At 63.2% G+C, this 18254-nt stretch carries 19 protein-coding genes; 9 read left to right on the top strand and 10 right to left on the bottom strand.

Translation table 11 applies throughout. The features are described from left to right. The first annotated feature begins 29 nt into the window (after positions 1-29). The gene (locus tag QRN59_RS08740) at positions 30-1229 is read left to right on the top strand and encodes a pyridoxal phosphate-dependent aminotransferase (RefSeq protein ID WP_284982132.1); all 1200 of its coding nucleotides are present in this window, start codon (positions 30-32) and stop codon (positions 1227-1229) included. After that, positions 1226-2185, top strand: coding sequence for a 2-hydroxyacid dehydrogenase (locus QRN59_RS08735; protein WP_284982131.1), 960 nt, complete (start codon positions 1226-1228; stop codon positions 2183-2185). Before QRN59_RS08740 ends, QRN59_RS08735 begins: the two co-directional genes overlap by 4 nt. A 76-nt stretch (positions 2186-2261) precedes the next feature. Here the strand turns inward: QRN59_RS08735 and QRN59_RS08730 are convergent, their stop codons facing one another. From QRN59_RS08730 to QRN59_RS08715, 4 genes are all read right to left on the bottom strand, one after another. After that, positions 2262-2633: a phosphatase PAP2 family protein gene (locus tag QRN59_RS08730; protein WP_284982130.1), complete on the bottom strand. Its 372-nt coding sequence runs from the start codon at positions 2631-2633 to the stop codon at positions 2262-2264. Positions 2634-2729: 96 nt separating this feature from the next. Beyond that, the gene (locus QRN59_RS08725; protein ID WP_284982129.1) at positions 2730-3035 is read right to left on the bottom strand and encodes a hypothetical protein; all 306 of its coding nucleotides are present in this window, start codon (positions 3033-3035) and stop codon (positions 2730-2732) included. 599 nt (positions 3036-3634) lie between these two features. Next, entirely contained in the window at positions 3635-4876 is a 1242-nt protein-coding gene (locus QRN59_RS08720; protein WP_284982128.1) for an amidohydrolase, read from the bottom strand. 246 nt (positions 4877-5122) lie between these two features. Further along, on the bottom strand, positions 5123-5746 hold the full coding sequence (locus tag QRN59_RS08715; protein WP_284982127.1) for a PadR family transcriptional regulator: 624 nt from the start codon (positions 5744-5746) through the stop codon (positions 5123-5125). A 208-nt stretch (positions 5747-5954) separates the two neighbouring features. Here QRN59_RS08715 and QRN59_RS08710 point away from each other — a divergent pair, with 208 nt between their 5' ends. Next, positions 5955-6419: an SRPBCC family protein gene (locus QRN59_RS08710; RefSeq protein WP_284982126.1), complete on the top strand. Its 465-nt coding sequence runs from the start codon at positions 5955-5957 to the stop codon at positions 6417-6419. A gap of 8 nt (positions 6420-6427) precedes the next feature. After that, positions 6428-6715, top strand: coding sequence for a YciI family protein (locus QRN59_RS08705; protein ID WP_284982125.1), 288 nt, complete (start codon positions 6428-6430; stop codon positions 6713-6715). Positions 6716-7142: 427 nt separating this feature from the next. On the opposite strand, the gene QRN59_RS08700 is transcribed toward QRN59_RS08705, so the two are convergent. The 6 genes from QRN59_RS08700 to QRN59_RS08675 all read right to left on the bottom strand — a co-directional run bounded on the left by QRN59_RS08700 (position 7143) and on the right by QRN59_RS08675 (position 13414). Beyond that, a complete protein-coding gene (locus QRN59_RS08700) occupies positions 7143-8027 on the bottom strand; it encodes a helix-turn-helix transcriptional regulator (protein ID WP_284982124.1) in 885 nt (294 codons plus the stop codon). Between the two features lie 119 nt (positions 8028-8146). After that, positions 8147-8761, bottom strand: coding sequence for a PepSY domain-containing protein (locus QRN59_RS08695; protein ID WP_284982123.1), 615 nt, complete (start codon positions 8759-8761; stop codon positions 8147-8149). Positions 8762-8913: 152 nt separating this feature from the next. Next, complete coding sequence (locus QRN59_RS08690) at positions 8914-9912, bottom strand: aldo/keto reductase (RefSeq protein WP_284982122.1); 999 nt, start codon at positions 9910-9912, stop codon at positions 8914-8916. Between the two features lie 145 nt (positions 9913-10057). Beyond that, positions 10058-11482 carry a dihydroorotase gene (locus tag QRN59_RS08685; protein ID WP_284982121.1) on the bottom strand — a complete coding sequence of 475 codons (1425 nt, stop codon included), beginning with the start codon at positions 11480-11482 and terminating at the stop codon, positions 10058-10060. 16 nt (positions 11483-11498) lie between these two features. Beyond that, positions 11499-12404 carry an acetamidase/formamidase family protein gene (locus QRN59_RS08680; RefSeq protein WP_284982120.1) on the bottom strand — a complete coding sequence of 302 codons (906 nt, stop codon included), beginning with the start codon at positions 12402-12404 and terminating at the stop codon, positions 11499-11501. 32 nt (positions 12405-12436) lie between these two features. After that, on the bottom strand, positions 12437-13414 hold the full coding sequence (locus QRN59_RS08675; protein ID WP_284982119.1) for a branched-chain amino acid transaminase: 978 nt from the start codon (positions 13412-13414) through the stop codon (positions 12437-12439). Positions 13415-13776: 362 nt separating this feature from the next. Here QRN59_RS08675 and QRN59_RS08670 point away from each other — a divergent pair, with 362 nt between their 5' ends. The 5 genes from QRN59_RS08670 (at position 13777) to QRN59_RS08650 (ending at position 18244) form a co-directional block, all read left to right on the top strand. After that, the gene (locus QRN59_RS08670; protein WP_284982118.1) at positions 13777-14589 is read left to right on the top strand and encodes an ABC transporter permease; all 813 of its coding nucleotides are present in this window, start codon (positions 13777-13779) and stop codon (positions 14587-14589) included. Beyond that, a complete protein-coding gene (locus tag QRN59_RS08665; RefSeq protein ID WP_284982117.1) occupies positions 14586-15476 on the top strand; it encodes an ABC transporter ATP-binding protein in 891 nt (296 codons plus the stop codon). The genes QRN59_RS08670 and QRN59_RS08665 overlap by 4 nt, the downstream gene beginning before the upstream one ends. Positions 15477-15478: 2 nt before the next feature. After that, positions 15479-16291: an ATP-binding cassette domain-containing protein gene (locus tag QRN59_RS08660; protein ID WP_284982116.1), complete on the top strand. Its 813-nt coding sequence runs from the start codon at positions 15479-15481 to the stop codon at positions 16289-16291. Further along, entirely contained in the window at positions 16288-17355 is a 1068-nt protein-coding gene (locus tag QRN59_RS08655; RefSeq protein WP_284982115.1) for an ABC transporter permease, read from the top strand. The genes QRN59_RS08660 and QRN59_RS08655 overlap by 4 nt, the downstream gene beginning before the upstream one ends. Positions 17356-17419: 64 nt before the next feature. Next, a complete protein-coding gene (locus QRN59_RS08650) occupies positions 17420-18244 on the top strand; it encodes an MBL fold metallo-hydrolase (RefSeq protein WP_284982114.1) in 825 nt (274 codons plus the stop codon). The last annotated feature ends 10 nt before the right edge of the window (positions 18245-18254 follow it).

Raw genomic sequence — 18254 nt, 5'->3', positions numbered from 1 at the left:
ATCGTCAACTCAACGAGGAGTGGAACAGTATGCAGCAACTCGCGCACCGGCTTGAACGTCTGGGCACCGAAACCGCCTTCAGCGTCGCCCAGGCCGCAGCCGCCTGGAAAGCGAAGGGGAACAGTGTGTACCCCTTTCATCTTGGCGACATCAACATCCCGACGGCCCCGCACATCGTGGAGGCGATGAACAGGGCGATTGCCGACGGCTACACGGGATACTGCCCCGGTCCCGGCATCCCGCAACTGCGCGAAGCCCTCGCCGAGGACCTCGGCTCGCGCCGCGGGATCACGTTCTCCCCCGACAACGTGGTGGTGATGACAGGTGGCAAGCCCGTCATCACGAAATTCCTGCAGGCGGTCATGAACCCCGGCCAGGACGTGCTCTACCCCAACCCCGGCTTCCCGATCTACGAATCGCAGATCGAGTACCTCGGCGGAACCGCCGTGCCCTACCGTTACGTGCCCACGAGCACGGGCTTCGCGATCGACCTCGACCAGATCCGCGCGTCAATCACCCCGAACACGGTCGCCATCATCTACAACGACCTGCAGAACCCCATCTCGGCGGAGTCGACGGCGGCCGAGCGGGAGGCCATCGCACAGCTCGCAATGGAACACGACCTCTGGGTGCTCTCCGACGAGGCCTACTTCGAGACCCGCTATGAGGGGGTCTCGAGCTCGATCGCATCGCTTCCCGGCATGGCTGAGCGGACCGTCATCCTCTACACGTTCAGTAAGAAGTTCGCGATGACCGGCTCACGCCTCGGCTGCGCCGTTGCCCCGCTCGAGATCGCCAAGGTGCTCAGCACGCTCAACACCAACGATGAGTCCTGCACGACGCATTATGTGCAGTGGGCCGGAATCGAAGCGCTCCGAGGTCCCCAGGAACCTGTGCAGCGGATGCTCGACGTGCTGCGCGAGCGCCGGGATGCCGCATGCGAGCTCGTGAATGACATCCCCGGCATGCATGTCGCCGTGCCGCAGTCGACGTTCTACCTGTTCCCCGATGTCACCGAGGTTATGGAGCGCTTGGGTTACACGGCAGTCGGAGATTTCGCCACAGATGCCCTGTACCAGACGGGCGTCTCCTTCTGCACTCGTGAACACTTCGGCCGGCGCCTGCCCGGTGAGGAGCGGCAGTACATCCGGCTCGCCTATTCGGGCATCGAGGTGCCAGACATCAACGACGGTCTCGGCCGCCTGCGCAAGTGGATCGAGACGGCATGAGCCGGGTAGTCGTCACGGGGCGGGTGCCCGACGCCGCGATCGAAAAGCTTCGTGCCGAGCACGAAGTCGATGCCTGGACGGGTTCGGAGTCGATTGGCCGCGAGGAGCTCCTGCGCCGCGTGGCCGGGGCGGACGCCGTCGTAAGCCTGCTCACCGAACGCATCGACGCCGAGCTGCTCGACGCTGCCGGCCCGCGGCTCAAGGTCGTCGCGAACGTCGCCGTGGGCTATGACAACATCGACGTGCCGGCCTGCACCGAACGCCGCATCGTCGCCACCAACACGCCCGGTGTACTCACCGAGGCAACCGCCGACATCGCCTTCGGGCTCATCCTCATGGCAACCCGCCGGCTGGGTGAGGGCGAACGGCTTATCCGCGCCGGTCAGCCGTGGAAGTGGGGCATGTTCTTCCTGCTCGGGTCCAGCCTGCAAAGCAAGACCCTAGGCGTCGTCGGCATGGGCGGCATCGGCCAGGCGACCGCACGTCGGGCCAAGGCCTTCGGCATGGAAATCGTCTACCAGTCGCGCAGCGAGATCGACCCCGCAATCGCCGCGGAACTGGGCGCCCGGCGGGTCGATCTCGACGAGTTGCTGGCAGTTTCCGATGTCGTCTCGCTGCACTGCCCTTACGGCCCCGCCACGCACCATCTGATCGGCGCGGAACAACTCGCGGCGATGAAGAGCTCGGCATACCTCGTCAATACCGCGCGCGGACCGATCATCGACGAAGCGGCGCTTGCTGCCGCGCTCAGCGACGGCGTCATCGCCGGTGCCGGGCTGGACGTCTTCGAGCGTGAGCCCCAGGTCCATCCCGCATTGCTGGACCTGGAGAACGTGGTGCTAGTGCCGCATCTGGGCTCCGCCACAGTGGAGACGCGCACGGCGATGGCGATGCTCGCCGCCGACAACGCCCTCGCCGTGCTCAGTGGCGAACAACCGCCCGCACCGATCAATTAGCGGCAATCCAACGACGTGATGGGGCAGGCGGAGCATGTCTGCCCCATCACGCTACCTTTTGTTCGGCTCCTTCCCTTCACCTGCGGCAACGCAGGACGACCAGGTAGGCGATGATTCCGGCGAGAACGAACGAGTTCAGCGAATGCCCGCTGGGAAACGAGGGGGAATACTCGTAGGGCGGCACCGCATCGCTGAGCAGGGGCCGGGCGCGACCGGTGAGCTGCTTGCCGGCGATTGTCATGAACAGGGAGCCGGCTGCTGCAGTCACAATGAGGATCGCCGGGGTCCAGGAGCGGGCCCGGAGGACCAGTACTGCGGTGGCGATCGCCGCCAGGATCGGCATCCCGATGCCTCCACCCAAATCGGTGTAGGCAGTGGCTGCAGCGTCCAGTGCGGGGCTGCGCATGGTCTTCGCTGCGTCCAGGACGGGGTGGTCCAGGGCGGCCACGCCATTTGCTTCTGTTACTGCGTCGTAGACCCAGCCCGTTGCGAAGGCCAGCAGTGATGCTTTGGAGACTATGTGCGGCCCCAGCGCCGCCCGGATTCAGGCGGCCATCACAGCGTCGGCGGATGACCGGACCGAGATGTTGACATCTGACTGTTGGGGATCGATCAGGGCCGGAAGACGGCGGGATTGCGAGCAGCCTAGGAGCGCTTCCATGGCGGCGCGGTCGACGTTTGCTCCGCTAACGTCGATTTCAAGGGCCAGACCATGCATGAGGGCGTTGGCCCGCCTCGCGACGACGTAGAGGGCGTGGAGGCTGCGGGAGGTTAGATGCCCGTGGGCTGAGATGCGGACCTGGGCACCATCGATGTCCATTTTTACGAGAAGCCGGATTTTTTCGGTCATGAGTCCTCTTCCGATCATGAACCGCGACGCTGCGGCCCGGAACAAAGACTAAACGGAGGATGTGACGCAGGCAACAGATGCCTCCGTTAGCGGCTTAACTGATTGCGAACCATCTTTTCCGGCTTGCCCATGGCCCTTAAGGGAATCCTGACATAGGGTTTGACCCACTACCCGCTGGCTGCCCCATTGGGTTCATATGAACGATGTGGGCGTTCGGGCATGAACTTTGAACGCGGGATCTGGCCAACGCCGATTCCCGACCGATGAAGACGTGAGGGAGAAACATGACGGTTGCCCGTGCTGGACATCGAATGGCCACTTATCGTCCCTGTGTTCCCGCAGCGCCGCCCCGGGTGCCGGCCTGTGGGCAGTGCGGTCCAGGGTTTCCTTTGACCTTCCATGAGTATGTTCCCGCTGTCTATGCGGCCGATGGCAGCGGATTGCGGCCACCGTCGGCAAGCTACAGCTGTGCAAGATGCGGTACTAAGGACAACCATCAGGTTCCCTCAGGCTGGGCACCGCCTGAGTGGCAGTGGTACTCCTGAATCGCGTCGCTTAACGCATGGCACGACGGCGGGAGGTCCCGCCGTCGTCCGGGCTCATGGTGTTGCGCCTTCCGTGGACAGGTAAGACAGTGCTGCGACCACGTGGGTCTGGACACCTATGGATAGAGCCGGGTCCATCACTGGCGCGAAGAGCGGGGAGTGGTTGGCCGCTATGTCCTGGGCTACTGTCCCGCGTTCGGCGGCGGCGCGGTAGGTTTCGGGATCCACACCGCCCAGGAACCAGAACGTGTACGGTACGCCGAAAGCGTCCGGAATGCGGCTGAAGTCCTCCGACGCGGTCTGTGGTGTGGCGTGGCGCACGGAGTCCGCCCCGAAGCGGGCGGAGAATGCGGCCCGCACCTTCTCCGTCACGGCCGCGTCGTTGCTGGTGAGCGGGAATTGGTCGTAGTACTCGAAATCAGGGTCTTGCGGTGATCCGGCGGCGTAGCACTCGCCCTTGACTATCCGCTCAATGGCCGCGAGGACGGATGCACGGACCTGGGCGTCGTAAGTGCGGACGTTGAGCAGGAGGGTGGCCCGGTCGGGGATGATGTTCGAGGTCGCTCCGGCGTTGAGCGCCCCCACCGTGACAACCGCGAAGTCGCCCGGCTTGGTCTCCCGCGAGACGATGGACTGAAGTCTGAGCACGATCGAGGAGGCCAGCACCACCGGGTCAACGGACATGTGCGGCATCGAGCCGTGCGCGCCCTTCCCGTACACGGTGATCTTGAGCGAGTCCGCGGCTGAGAGGACTGGGCCCGCCGTGGTGGCGATCCTCCCCGCCGGGATCGGCATCACATGCTGGGCGAAGGCAACGTCGGGCGGCGGCACTTTGGCGACGAGTCCGTCGTCGACCATTGCTTGGGCTCCGGCCCCGATCTCTTCGCCGGGTTGGAACAGCGCGATGTAGGTCCCGGACCAGGCTCTTCGCCCGTCGGCCATGAGCTTGGCGGCGCCGAGCAGCGCAGCGACGTGCAGGTCGTGCCCGCACGCGTGCATGACCCCGTCCACGGTCGACGCATAAGGCAGCCCGGTAGCCTCGGCGACGGGTAGCGCGTCCGTGTCTGCGCGGGCAAGCACCGTCGGGCCGTCTCCGTTTGCGAGGATACCGACGACGCCGGTGCCCCCGATGCGGGTTACGTTATAGCCGAATGCCGCGAGTTTTCCCTCGACGAGCTTCGAAGTTCTATGCTCCTCGAGGCTCAGCTCGGGGTGCCTATGCAGATCGATGTAGGTATCACGGATCCAACCGAGCTCTGCTTCAAGGCCTGCCAAGACTGCTTCGCAACCGCTCATGGACCATCGCTCTCAGTAGCAGTTCGGAGCGCTTGGTCGAGCCCGGCGCAACCGCGAAACCCAGCATAGACCGGAAACCGAACCAGGGGAGTGCGCGCTCAAACTCATCGATTCCCCACTTGGCTCAGGGAAGCAGGGCGAGCTCAAGTCCATGCGCACGACGGCCAGGGCGCGGGGAAACTCAGGCAGACGTTTCCGAAGCCGCGAGCAGGTCGACTCCGCGTCGCGGCTTCGGAAGGTGCGGTGCTAGTCAGCGAGGATGTGGTAGAGCGCTCGCCGGGTTTCGTCGATTCTTTCCATGGCGGCCGTGCGTTGTTCGTCGGTTGCGGCGAAGCGGAATTGGTGGATAACCCCCATGAGCTTTGCCACGCTCTGGTGAAACGCGGGTCCTGATCCTTCTGGATCGATGTTCCACGCATTTTCCAGCTCCTCGGCGTGCTCCGCGACGTATGCCTTCCCGGCGTCGGTGAGTGTGAATTCGGTGCGTCGGCCTTCGCCGACGGGTGCAATGAGCTCCTCGTCAACGAGCTGCTGCAGCGTCGGATAGACGGAACCCGGGCTTGGGCGCCACGATCCGGACGTCTTCTCGGCGATTGTCTTGATGAGTCCGTATCCGTTGGATGGTGCTTCGGCCAGCAGGGAGAGGATCGCGAAACGAACGTCGCCCTTGTTGGCCCGGCGCTGGCCGCCGGGACCAAAGCCTGGGCCAAACCCCGGCCCGAAGCCCGGTCCGAAACCGCGGCCTGGCCCAAACCCGCGGCCTGGCCCGAATCCGCCGTGTCCGTGGGGTCCGCGACGGCTCCGGCCGCGTCCGAAGCGTTCCATATCCGGACCGCAATCTGTGTGTTTGTTGTCGTGAATGCCTTTCATGACGGCATCGTCCCTTCAATGTTGTGTGTGGGTTGCCCTGAGGCTCGCAGCTTGTTCTGCGATAGTTAACGATATATCGCTGACTGTCGTTAAACAAGACCTGTATTTTGCGCGAGCCTGGCGGCGACGCCGCCCGGGGATGCTCGATCGCTCCGCCAACGGCCCCCTCGGAACTTAGGATGGTCGTGAACGAGATTGAGGACACTAAATGAGTGAACAACTTACGACCATCGAGGTCGAAGAATTCCTGCCGCATGCGCCTGCCAAGGTTTGGCAGGCGCTGACGGATCCGGCACTGATCGCCCGCTGGTTGATGGAAAACGACTTCAAAGCAATCGTCGGGCACCAGTTCCAGATGCGCGGGATTCCCGTTCCGGCAGTCGGTTTCAGTGGCTTGGTGGCTAGCGAAGTCCTTGACCTGGACGCCGGGAAGCGGCTGCGCATTTCGTGGCGGGACGCGAACTCCGGGAACAATCTCGACAGCACGGTGACATGGTCCATCTCGCCGGAGGACGACGGAACACGGTTGGTCCTCGTCCACGAAGGGTTCAATCCCGCCGAACCGACGCACATTGCATCGCACTGCATCATGAGCGGCGGATGGCGAAACCACGTGCTCCCGCGGCTCGGTCAGACCCTCGCCGGACTCGACAGCGCCGGACCCGAAAACTAGGGCAAACAATGCAATTCGTCGTCTTCTACAGCTCGGATCCTTCAGCACTTCCTGGGCTTCAGGCTGCCTACCCCAGGCACGTTGAATATATGCGGGCGTTCGCCGCCGAGGGCGGACTGATCGGCATCGGGACTTTCAACAACCCCGCAGTGAACGGTTCGATGGGCATCTTCACCAGCAAGGAAAGGGCGGAGCAGTTCATCGCGGGCGATCCTTTCGTCCTGGAAGGATTGGCGGTACCCGGCGAGATCCGGGAATGGAACGCAGTGATGTTCAGTCCGCAGGATCCCGCCTGACGTTCGGTCAATCCGCGCAACTCACCGGCAAGTCTCCATAACAGGCTGCGGCTCAGGTTCAATTCCCCACGCGGCCCGGTGCAAAGCTGTCGCGATCCAACCCCGCAGTCGAGCCAGCCGCAGGCGTCTTGCCGGACGTGCTGGAACAACCGGGGCCCCCGGCAAGGCACTGCGGCTGTCATTGTTTACGATGCCGATGACTGCGCAAGCCATCATCAACGAAAATTCCATAGTCATCTTCTTCTTATCTAAACGTGGAGGCCCGAACTGGTAAATCAGTTTGCGGCTGGAAGAAACCCGAAGACTCAAAGGCGGAACCGCCGTCGTTCGAGGTTCTGTTAAAGACGCTAAGCGCTCCGGAAGACGATGTCAGCAGATGTGCCGCTCCCTGCTTTTCCTAGGACTGACGGTCCCACCCTCACCGCGCTTAGTCGGAGATCGACGCCGGCGCAGCCAGTTCGCTTGCGGTGGTGGCCGCCCAGCTCGCGAGCAGTTTCAGGCGTTCGTCGCTCGCTGACCCGGGCTCGGCGGTGTAGGCGAACATCGTCCACCCGGGGTTGGCCGGCAGTTCCATTGCCTCGTAGCTGAGTTCGAGATCTCCGACCACCGGGTGGTGGAGGCGCTTGGTGCCGGTTCGGTGGAAGCGGACGTTGTGGGCGGCCCAACGTGTGCGGAATTCCTCGCTTCGGGTGGCGAGCTCGCCCACCAGATCGCTTAGGCCCTTGTTGTGCGGTTGCCTTCCGGCGTAGCTGCGGAGGGTGGCGACAATGTCATTCGCGCCTTGCTCCCAGTCGGGGTAGAAGTTGCGGGACTCGGGGTTGAGGAACACGAACCGGGCGTTGTTCACGGGCCGGACGTGATCGGCAAAAAGGGGCGAGTAAAGGGCGCGGCCGAGCGGGTTGGCGGTGATGAGATCCATGCGCTCGTTCCGCACCCACGTCGGGGCACCCGTAATCGCGTCCATGAATCTCTGGAGGCTCGGACGGACCTGCTGCACAGGCGTGGCTGCCCGACGGCGGCGGGCCGGCCCGGGTTGCGCGGCACGGGCGAGATCGAACAAGTGGGCGGTTTCGGCTTCGTCCAGCCTGAGGGCGTGGGCAATCGATTCGAGCACTTCGTCGGAGACGCCTGTGAGGTTGCCGCGTTCCAGCCGCGCGTAGTAGTCCACGCTGACTGAAGCCAAGGTTGCGACTTCTTCCCGCCGCAGCCCAGGCACCCGGCGGTTGGCACCCACAATGAGATTCACTTGCTCGGGTGTCACTTTGGCCCGGCGGGAGCGCAGGAACTCACTCACATCGTTTCGACTGTCCATGGATTCAGGCTACTTCGGGCAACGGAGGTGCGGGAGGTCCTGTCAGTACACGGTTCAAGCGCTGTGGGCGGACGCGGCTGGGTGCCGTATCCGCCCACAATGGTTACTTGGATTGGGAGTTAGTGACCGGGGCCGCCGGTTTCGGTTGCGGTGACCTTGAAGCTTGCGTCGAGCTTGACGGTGGCGTGCGTGCCGTCCGACTTGGTGATGTGGGCTTCGTAGGCGGCGCTGCCGTCGTCTTCGGTGGTCATGTTCTCCACCGTGGCGCCGGAGTTGGCGGCCAGTACGGCGGCCTTGACCTTGCTTGCGGTGTCACCGCTGAGATCGGTTTCGTTTCCGTGGTTGCCGTGGCCGCCCTTCCCGCCGCCCGGGCCGCCGGTTTCGGTTGCGGTGACCTTGAAACTTGCGTCGAGCTTGACGGTGGCGCGCGTGCCGTCCGACTTGGTGATGTGGGCTTCGTAGGCGGCGCTGCCGTCGTCTTCGGTGGTCATGTTCTCCACCGTGGCGCCGGAGTTGGCGGCCAGTACGGCGGCCTTGACCTTGCTTGCGGTGTCACCGGTCAGGGCCGTTTCCGTTCCGTGCGTGCCGCCGCCCGTGGCGGGGGCGGATGGGCTGGCGGTCGAGGTGTCAGTGGTTGCGGCATCGGCCGGGAGGGCCATGGCGGTGAGGGCGCCGCCGCCTGCGACCGCGCCAATCAACGCGGCGCCCACTGCGATTTTCCGGACTTTGTTCACGATGTTGCTCCTTAGAGGTTCAACTCCGAGGGGTTCGAAGCTATACCCATCCTCGAACCCCACACTTTGGCCCCTGTATACCTGTGCTGTGCCTGAACTGTGACAATTCCGCCTGGCTCACAGGATCCGGAAGCGTGGCACCACGCGGACGCCTAGAGGTTGGTCATCCGTTCTGCGGCGTCGTTGTAGCGACCACCCTGAACCTCGATCCTGGAGGCGGCGTCCTCGATTTCGCCCAGTTCCGCGGCGGATAATTCGACGACGGAGGCACCGATGTTTTCCTCCAAGCGGTGCAGCTTGCGTGTGCCGGGGATGGGGACGATCCAGGGCTTCTGCGCCAGGAGCCAGGCCAAGGCGACCTGACCGGGCGTAGCACCCTTGCGTTGTGCGATGTTCGCGAGCAGCTCGACGACGGCGGCATTGTGCTGGAGCGCATCCGGCGCGAACCGGGGGATGGTACTGCGGATGTCATTGCCGGCATCGAAGCTGGTGGCGGCGGTAATGGTGCCTGTCAGGAAGCCTTTGCCGAGCGGGCTGTAGGGGACAAAACCGATGCCCAGTTCCTCGCACGCGGCAAGCACTTCCTCCTCGGGACGGCGCCACCAGAGGGAGTATTCACTTTGAACGGCGCTCACGGGCTGGGCGGCATGCGCCCGGCGAATTGTTCCTGCGGACGCTTCGGACATGCCGAAGTGCTTCACTTTGCCGGCCTCGATCAGTTCCTTGACCGCACCCGCGACGTCTTCGATGGGAACGTCGGGGTCCACCCGGTGCTGGTAGTAGAGGTCGATGGCGTCGACGCGGAGCCGGCGCAGGGAGCCGTCCACGACCTCCTTGATGACCTCGGGGCGGCTGCTCACGCGACCGCTCGGTTTGCGTTCGGCGGGATCGATGTCCCACCCGAACTTGGTAGCAATCACCACTTGGCCCTTGTAGGGGGCGAGGGCTTGGCCCACGAGCTCCTCGTTGGCGTACGGGCCATAGATTTCGGCGGTGTCGAAGAAGGTCACGCCCCGGTCTACGGCGGCGCGGATCAGCGAGATCATTTCCTGCCGGTCCGGCTTTTCGCTGTATCCACCGGTCATGCTCATGCAGCCCAGTCCGACGGCGGAGACCTCCAAACCGTTGGTGCCCAGTGTGCGCTTTTCCATCGTTCGTCCTCCCGCGTCGTGAAACAAGGTCCAGCCTTGCTGTCAAGCCTAGGGATAGCTCGGTACTGGCAGGGAGTCCCTGTCAGTACCTGTCTCAGGAGGGGGCTCCCGACGACGGCGGTCCGCCGCCGTCGGGCGCTGCTTGTCAGCAGGCTGGCCGGTTCCGAACGTCGCTCGAGACATGCTGCTTGAGGAGCGAACCTCCGGCTTCTGCCTTCAGTTCGCGGTTTTCAACCATGACCTGCCCGCGCAGGATCGTCATGCTGGGCCACGCGGCCACCTCGTAGCCGTCCCACGGAGTGTAGTCGGCTTCGTGCAGGTCCTCAGCGTGGATGGTCCGCTTCACCGTGGTGTCCAGGACCGCCAAGTCGGCATCGCTGCCCACCGCGATCACGCCTTTCTGCGGGTACAGTCCGAGGATTTTCGCGGCGTTGGCTGAGGTGATGTCCACGAAGCGGGTGAGATCGAGCCCGCGCTTGGCCACGCCTTCGGTGTAGGCGACAGCCATGCGCATCTCGACGCCGGCATGACCGCCCGTGGCGTCAAGAATGGTCTTGCCACGGGTCTTCACCTCTAGGTCGGTGCACACGCCGTCGGTTGCCAGGGTGCTGAGCGATCCTTCGAGCAGCGATTCCCACATGGAGTCGCGGTCGGTTTCCGATTTCAAGGAAGGGTAGGTGTGATAGATCGCGCCGTTCTTCTGCTTGTAGTCCTCGGCCGTGAAGTACGCGTAGTGGGGGAGGATCTCGCCGTAGACCGCTTGACCGCGCCCGCGTGCCTCGCGGATGGCATCCACGCCTTCGCGGGCGCTGACGTGCATGAGGTAAATGGGTGCACCGACGTGCTCGGCGAGCGTAATGACTCGCTGGAAGGACAACTTTTCCGAAAGGTTGTTGTGGGCGTGGTGCATGTTCTCTAGCCCGATCCTGCCCTCGCGCTGCAATTGCTTGTAGGCGTACATGACGATGTCGTCGTCCTCGGCGTGCACCGCCAGCATCGCCCCGGCCTGGGCGGTTTGTTGCATGAGTCCCCACATATTGCCCAGGTCCGTCTTCTGCTTGGGGCGCGTCGGGGTGGTGTTGGTCATCCAGACTTTGTAGCTTCCATGGCCGGCCGCGACGGCGTCGGGAATCTGTTCGAGTACTTCGAACGGAATTTCCGGTTCCTTGAACGTCCCGTGCAAGGCGTAATCGGTGTAGCTCGACCCTGCCCACTCGGCCGATTTGCGGGCAAACGACTCCGAGAGCTCATCGCCGGGTTGCCAATGCGCGAAGTCCACCAGGGTGGTGGTGCCACCGTGGATGGCGCCCTCGCTCACGCGGTCAGGGCCAAAACACTTGATTCCGCTTTCGGCCGCCGTTGGAAGGACGGAGTTGGTGTGGACATGCGGGTCCACGCCTCCAGGGACAAGCAATTGGCCGCGGAGATCGACTGTACGCGTCGCCTCCTCCGTGGGACCGAGGCCCGTCTCGCGAAGGGACACAATCTTGCCCCCCGCTATGCCGATGTCCAGGGTTTTGGCGCCGGACGGGGTAACAACCAGGCCGTTGGTGAGAACGAGATCAAGCATCAGGGGGTCGCGCCTTTCAGTGTTGCTGAGGGTTGATGGAAAACGGTGCGGACGTGAAGTAGCGGGCGGCGAGGGAGACTTTGACCGAGGCGCGGGCGTTGACGAGCTGGGACACGGAAACGTCCGCAGCCGCGCTCATCAGCATCGCCGTCTTCTCACGGGTCCACTTCCGGTCCGCCTGCAGGAGCTCGAGCATGTCGTCGAGCGCCAGCCGCGCGGCGTCGTCGAGAGTCTCGCCGTCGCCTATCGTGATGACGGAACCCCCGGACAAGACCACTGGCCGCTTGACGGTGACCCCGGCCAGAACGTGGCAGGAGAGGACAACATTGCCCTCGACCTCGACGGCGGTGAGGGAGCACTCGCCGTCGCCCTGTACTGCATGAAGGTCGCCGGCATAGAGCAAGGCGTTCGCGCTCTGCACGGGCAAGATGACGGCGGAACCGGCGGTCACGTCCTTGCAGTCCATGTTGCCGCCGTGCGTCCCGACCGTGCTTGAGTTGGGATTCCCGTCGGCCGGTGCCACGCCGATCTTGCCGATCATCGGCCGGATGGGGATCCGGATGTCGTCGTCGAACCGGACGCTCCCGTCCACAATGTCGACAACCCGGCCGTATCGCCCCAGCCCGCCGGTGAAACCGCCGCGCCCGGGAAGGGTGACCATGGCGCCCCGGTCCGCTATCCGGATCTCGTGGACGTCTATCCGGAGTGTGTCCCCTGGATTGACGCCGCGCACCGAGACCGGCCCGGTCACGGGGATCGATAACTTCTCGTATTCCCCGGTGCGTTCGAACAGGCCGCCGGTCAGCAGGCTCCGGGCGCCAAGGGAGAACAGCTCGCCCTGGCCTACTTCAATCACGGGTGTGGCGTCGCGGTCAAAGGATCCCGACGCCGATTCATGGCTTGCGTGGAGCATGTTCAGCATGCTGCCCCTTTCGTTGAGGCGGTGCGGTGAAGCTACGCGGTGGGGTAGACGGGCAAGGCCCACTTTTGATCGGCGGCTACGCGTCCGACGACGGCCTGCCGGTAGGCCTGTTGAAGCTGGCGGGTTAGTTCGCCGGCAGTTCCCTCGCCGATCGGCGTGCGGTCCACGGAGGAGACGTGGTTGATTTCGGCGGCGCTGCCGCACACGAAGATTTCATCAGCCGAGTAGAGTTCCGTGCGGTCGATGGCCCGGATGTCGACGTCGACGCCGAGGACGTTTCGTGCCAGATGGAGGACGCTGTCCCGGGTTATGCCCTCCAGGATGCTGTCCGTTGCGGGGGGCGTGCACAGCCGCCCCTGGCGAACCATGAACACGTTGTAGCCAGCACCTTCGGCAACATGGCCGTCTTCGGTCAACAGCAGCGCTGCATCGTACCCGTTGCGCCGGGCCTCCAGCATGGCAAGCCGCCCGTTTTGGTAATTGGCGATCGATTTGACCCGGGGCGGCATGGAGCGATCGGACAAACGGGCCCAACTGCTGATCTGAACGTCCAGTCCGCTGGCCCCGAAATAGTTGCCCATCGGGATGGCCGCCATGAAGACAGTGACCGGACCAGTGTCCTCCGGCTTGCCATCGCTTGAGTCGACGAATACTTGTGCGCGCATGTGGAGGTTCCCGCGCAGACCGTTCGCACGCACCAGGCCGAGCAATTGTTCACTCAAGACGCCGATGTCGCGCGGCCCATCGATCTCCACCACCCGCATCGAGTCAATCAGCCGGCGCATGTGGTCGGCCACCCGGAAGGCGTAGAGCTGCTGGTCCTCATCGCTCCAGTAGGCGCGGAACCCTTCGAAAACGCCGACTCCGTACTTCAACGTGGTGCTCAGGACGTGGAGCTTGGCATCTGCGTACTCCACCAGTTCGCCGTCACGGAGCAGGTAGCGAACACTGGGCCCGAATGCGGGCGCATTGGTGTCGGTCGCAGTTGCGGATTCACTCAGATTGGTCATTGTTGTCTCCAAATCGTGTTCGGAAAACAGATCAGGGGCTCGGCTTCACACCAAGGTTGACATCCGTCTTCATCTTACTGTCGGCGTTGTCACCATAATGAAGATGCTTGATGGTCCTGTCAACAGTGACCATTGACACTCGATGAAAGACTTCAATAAAGTGATGAAACTTCGATATGTAAATTCTCGGCAGGATGTCGAGTGGCTGGAGCCCGGATGCGCCAGTCAAAAAAAGACTTTCACCTACACCCGTCAACCGGATCGAGTGCCAATTGAGTGAAACTACGACAGTCGAGTCCCGGACTCCAGTGAGGTCCCTGGGCGGACGTGCGTCGAGCTGGGCCAAGCAAGGCAGGGCTTGGGTGTACAAGCGATCAGGGACGGTCCTCGCCGTCCTCGCCGCCGGCATCATTGTGGGACTCCCGCTTGCGGCGATCTTTCTCCACCTTCCCCAAAACCCCCTGCAGCCGGACGTGGAATCCATGGCCCTGGCCCCCAACTCCGTTCATTGGTTCGGCACGGACGGCAACGGAATGGATGTGTTCTCCCGGACGATTGAATCGGCGAGGCTAGACCTTCCCATTTCGCTGGCGGCGACGGCCATTGCCCTTGTCATCGGCGTTCCCTTGGGCCTGTTCGCCACTACCGGCTTGGCCGGGGAAGCGATCATGCGGATAGTTGACGCTTTCGCCGCGCTCCCCATCATCGTGATTGCTGTGGTGTCCATCCAGCTCATGGGCGGCGGAGCCACCGATGTCATCCTCGCCATCGCCCTGGTTGCGGCTCCACGCTTTGTTCGCTTGTCCCGTGCAGCGGCGATTTCGCTCCGCTCGTCAAGGTACGTCGAGGCGGCAGTGGCCATCGGATGTTCGCCGATCCGTGTGGCCTTCAACCACATCTTCAGGAACGCCTACGGTGTGATCCTGGTGCAGGCCACGCTGACCACTGCCGGCGCCTTGAGCACGATTGCTGCCTTGAACTTCCTCGGCGTCGGGGTCAAACCGCCCCAGCCAAGCTGGGGCGCGATGATCGAAGACGGCGTCAGCATGCTGATCCGTGGCCAGTGGTGGGCCGTGGCCTTTCCCGCGCTGGCCCTCCTCCTGGTCATTGGCTCGCTCAACATCATTGCCGGTGCGATTGAGAACACGATGGAACGAGTGGAGCACACCCGATGAACAAGACCCTCCAAGTCCGGGAACTCGAAACCGAGTTCCACACCCCCCGGGGTGTGGTCCGGGCATTGCACGGCGTTTCCTTCGAGGTGCAGGACAACGAGATCGTCGGGATCGTCGGCGAATCCGGATCGGGCAAATCGACGGTGGTCCGTTCCATCACGAAGTTGTTGATGCCGCCGGGCAAGGTGTCCGCCGGCAACGTGACCTTCGCTGGCCGAAGCCTCTTGGAACTGCCCGAACGGGAGATGCGCCAAATCAGGGGAAAGGACATCGGATTCATTGCCCAGAATCCATTCAGCGCCCTGAATCCGGTGACCCGCATCGAGAAGCAGTTTGCCAATATCGCCAAGGCGCATGGAGTGAAGGTTGATGCCTCCGAGCGCAGCCGTGCACTGCAGCTGTTGGAATCGACTGGAGTCCGCGATCCGGAACGCGTCATGCGCGGTTATGCGCACGAACTCAGCGGCGGCATGGCCCAGCGCGTCGTCATCGCCATGGCGCTTTACCTCAACCCGCAGCTGGTGATCGCCGACGAGCCGACGACGGCGCTCGACCTCACCGTCCAGCGCCAGGTCCTCGATACTCTTCGCCGCCTGACGGTAGAGAGTGGCCGCTCGATGCTGATTGTGACCCATGACCTCGGGGTGGTGGCCGCATACTGCAACCGCGTGCTGGTCATGTACCACGGAAATATCGTGGAACAAGGACTCGTCGACGACGTTTTCGTCCGTCCACAGCATCCCTACACGATCTCCCTGCTCAACTCGGTGGTGCGTCCCGAAGACGAGACGCCCTACGTGCCAGGGAGCGCTGAGGCACCGAATACGACGGAGCCGGAAACGCCGGACCCCTCTAAGGTCCAATTGTCCGAAGCCCGGAGGTCTTGAGAATGCCGCTACTTGAACTCGTGGATGTCACGAAGATCTTCCGAACCCCCCATGGAGAAGCGCGCGCCGTAGATGGAATTACCCTGTCCGTGGAAGCCGGCGAGACGCTCGGCATCATCGGCGAAAGTGGTTCCGGCAAGTCAACGCTCGGCCGCTTGGTCCTGAGGCTGACCGAGCCGGATTCCGGATCCGTCGTCATCGAAGGGCAGGACGTGTTGGCCCTCGGCCGTGGCGAACTCCGCCGCAAGCGGCGCCATTGGCAGATTGTCTTCCAGGAACCCTTCGCGTCATTGAACCCGCGCCTGACGATCCGGCAGATCGTCGAGGAGCCGCTCATCGTCGCCCGGATGGGGAGCCGGGCCGAGCGACGGTTGCGGGTCTTGGCGACCTTGGAGGAAGTCGGCCTCTCGGCTGATTTCATGGACCGGCGTCCGGCGAACCTGAGCGGGGGACAACAACAGCGCGTAGGCATCGCACGCGCCCTGGTCACGAATCCAGGCCTGGTGGTCCTGGACGAACCAACGTCCTCGCTGGACCTGACCATCCGGGCCTCGATCCTGCGCACCCTCGCGCGCCTCAGGGCTTCGCGGGGCCTCACATATGTATTCATTTCGCACGACATCGAAACGGTGCGGCATTTCTGTTCCACGGTGGCTGTCATGCATCGCGGCAAAATCGTGGAGGTTGGCCCCACCCGGGACGTCTTGATGGCGCCGCAGCACCCTTATACCCAGTCGCTCATTTCCGCCGCGTTGCCGGTGGTTCCCTATTCCGCCGTCGTTGGCACCACGAATTCCCAGGGGCAGATTTCATGATCCGCTACATCATTTCAAGACTCCTGATCGCAGCCTTACTGCTGTGTGGCCTCATCACCCTCAGTTTTGGCCTGGTTTCCCTTCTCCCCGGCGACCCCGCGGTGGCCCTCCTGGGTGAATACGCAACTCCGGCAGACATCGCCCGAATCCACGCGGAACTTGGCCTGGACCTGCCTTTCTGGGAACGCTACCTCGGCTACATGTCCAGAACGCTGAGCGGTGACCTTGGCCATTCGCTCTTCACCGGCAGTTCGGTATCCAGCGAAATCCTGACCCGGCTCCCCAATACCTTGATCTACCTGGTGCCAGGGCTCGCCTTGGCCCTCATTATCGGCATGGCGAGCGGAACGTTCGCGGCCTACCGCTACCGACGCTTTGCGGACAAGGCCTTCACCTTCTGGATATCCATCCTTATGGCCATGCCGGAATTCGTGTTGGCCCTCTTGTTGCTGTTTGTCTTCTATCAACAACTGCGCATCGCGCCCGCACCGATCGGCATGCTCTCGAGCGCGCAAATCACTCCACCGCACGTCACGGGGTCAATCCCTCTTGACGCGATAATTGCCGGCCAGTGGGGAACGTTTTCGTCAATCCTCGGCCGCGCCGTCCTTCCTATCGTGACTATGGGCTTGTTCTTCGCTGCCCCGTTCGGAAAGACAGTGCGCTCGGGACTGTTGCAGGTGCTCCAATCACCACAAATCGAGTTTGCGAGGGCCTGCGGCCTGCGTCCTGCCCAAGTGTTCCGGTATGCCCTCAGTGACATTCGCGGGTCACTCATGACCTACTTGGTACTTCTTTTTGCCGCCTCCCTCAGCGGAGCGGCCATTGTGGAAAGTGTTTTTTCCTGGCCTGGAGTGGGCGGTTGGTCTCTCGACGGCGTGCTCAAAGGCGACGTGCCCGTCATTCAAGGCTTTGTCCTCATCATGGGATCCACAAGCTTGCTCGGCTATGTCATTCTCGACACCTTGATAACCCTTCTGGACCCACGCACACGCAGCAAAGCCGTAGCCGTAGCCGGACGCCGTCAGCGGCGCCTGGGCGCGACGCCGGCAGCCATCTCCTAAGAAGCCCTTAGCCGCCTCCCGGGAAGTCTTGACAGACATCCTCCGACTTCAATAGATTGAAGATATGTTCACTAAAGTTCATGAAGATAAAGTTATCGCCCTCGGTGGAACCATTCCGCTCGACGGCCGCGTGAGCTGGGTACCGGCCGGAGCGACCGGCTTCCAACCGTCGAATTGCTATCTCCTCAGTGAGGGCTCCGGCCGGCTGATGGTCGACACCGGACTCGCAGTCCACAGTCAGGAGATCCTCGATGACTTGGTTGAGCTGCTTGACGACGACGGCCGGCTCTCCATGTTTTTCACGCGGAGCGAGATGGACTGCGTTTCGAACCTGGAACCTATTGCCGGGAAATTCGACATCGAGCGCCTCTTCACCGGTGGCGCCATCAACCCCTTCGATGCATTCGATGACCTCAGCCGCCTCGCGCTCCGAGGCCGTCGGCAGCAGATCGACCAGAAGGGAGAGGGCGGGGATTCCATGGCCCGCACTCCCGAGATCGAGGTGGCGCCGGGCAGGTACTTGACCATCGAGTCGCCGCTCCTGCGGCTCCTCCCGACCTTCTGGGGTTGGGACGCGAATACCGGAACCATCTTCACCTCCGATACCTTCACCCACGGCACCATGACGAGCCCGGACGGTTCCCGCATCATTGACTCCCTCGCCGAGGACACCACCACCGCCAAGCAGGTCGCGGAGCACCTCTACGCGAAATACGAGTGGATCCCGCGGGCCACGTGCGAGCCGCTTCGGGAATGGCTCTCTGACAAGTTCGAGACTCTCGCTCCCGAGACCATCGCCCCTTCCCGCGGCTGCGTGATCCGCGGGCGTGAGCTCGTCCGCCGGCACCTTGATTTCATGCTCGCCGCGTTGGCACCGGAAAAGGCATAGGAGAATCCCG

It is taken from the genome of Arthrobacter sp. efr-133-TYG-118, from assembly GCF_030209755.1.
GTDB lineage: Bacteria > Actinomycetota > Actinomycetes > Actinomycetales > Micrococcaceae > Arthrobacter.
This window is presented reverse-complemented; position numbering and strand designations above follow the sequence as displayed.

Excerpts from the sequence above, each read along its gene's own strand:
- QRN59_RS08675 (WP_284982119.1), bottom strand. The coding sequence starts at position 13,414 with ATGACCAATCTGAGTGAATCCGCAACTGCGACCGACACCAATGCGCCC.
- QRN59_RS08650 (WP_284982114.1), top strand. The coding sequence starts at position 17,420 with ATGTTCACTAAAGTTCATGAAGATAAAGTTATCGCCCTCGGTGGAACC.
- QRN59_RS08725 (WP_284982129.1), bottom strand. The coding sequence starts at position 3,035 with ATGACCGAAAAAATCCGGCTTCTCGTAAAAATGGACATCGATGGTGCC.
- QRN59_RS08720 (WP_284982128.1), bottom strand. The coding sequence starts at position 4,876 with ATGAGCGGTTGCGAAGCAGTCTTGGCAGGCCTTGAAGCAGAGCTCGGT.
- QRN59_RS08710 (WP_284982126.1), top strand. The coding sequence starts at position 5,955 with ATGAGTGAACAACTTACGACCATCGAGGTCGAAGAATTCCTGCCGCAT.
- QRN59_RS08680 (WP_284982120.1), bottom strand. The coding sequence starts at position 12,404 with ATGCTGAACATGCTCCACGCAAGCCATGAATCGGCGTCGGGATCCTTT.
- QRN59_RS08735 (WP_284982131.1), top strand. The coding sequence starts at position 1,226 with ATGAGCCGGGTAGTCGTCACGGGGCGGGTGCCCGACGCCGCGATCGAA.
- QRN59_RS08655 (WP_284982115.1), top strand. The coding sequence starts at position 16,288 with ATGATCCGCTACATCATTTCAAGACTCCTGATCGCAGCCTTACTGCTG.
- QRN59_RS08665 (WP_284982117.1), top strand. The coding sequence starts at position 14,586 with ATGAACAAGACCCTCCAAGTCCGGGAACTCGAAACCGAGTTCCACACC.
- QRN59_RS08660 (WP_284982116.1), top strand. The coding sequence starts at position 15,479 with ATGCCGCTACTTGAACTCGTGGATGTCACGAAGATCTTCCGAACCCCC.
- QRN59_RS08740 (WP_284982132.1), top strand. The coding sequence starts at position 30 with ATGCAGCAACTCGCGCACCGGCTTGAACGTCTGGGCACCGAAACCGCC.
- QRN59_RS08700 (WP_284982124.1), bottom strand. The coding sequence starts at position 8,027 with ATGGACAGTCGAAACGATGTGAGTGAGTTCCTGCGCTCCCGCCGGGCC.
- QRN59_RS08715 (WP_284982127.1), bottom strand. The coding sequence starts at position 5,746 with ATGAAAGGCATTCACGACAACAAACACACAGATTGCGGTCCGGATATG.
- QRN59_RS08705 (WP_284982125.1), top strand. The coding sequence starts at position 6,428 with ATGCAATTCGTCGTCTTCTACAGCTCGGATCCTTCAGCACTTCCTGGG.
- QRN59_RS08685 (WP_284982121.1), bottom strand. The coding sequence starts at position 11,482 with ATGCTTGATCTCGTTCTCACCAACGGCCTGGTTGTTACCCCGTCCGGC.
- QRN59_RS08690 (WP_284982122.1), bottom strand. The coding sequence starts at position 9,912 with ATGGAAAAGCGCACACTGGGCACCAACGGTTTGGAGGTCTCCGCCGTC.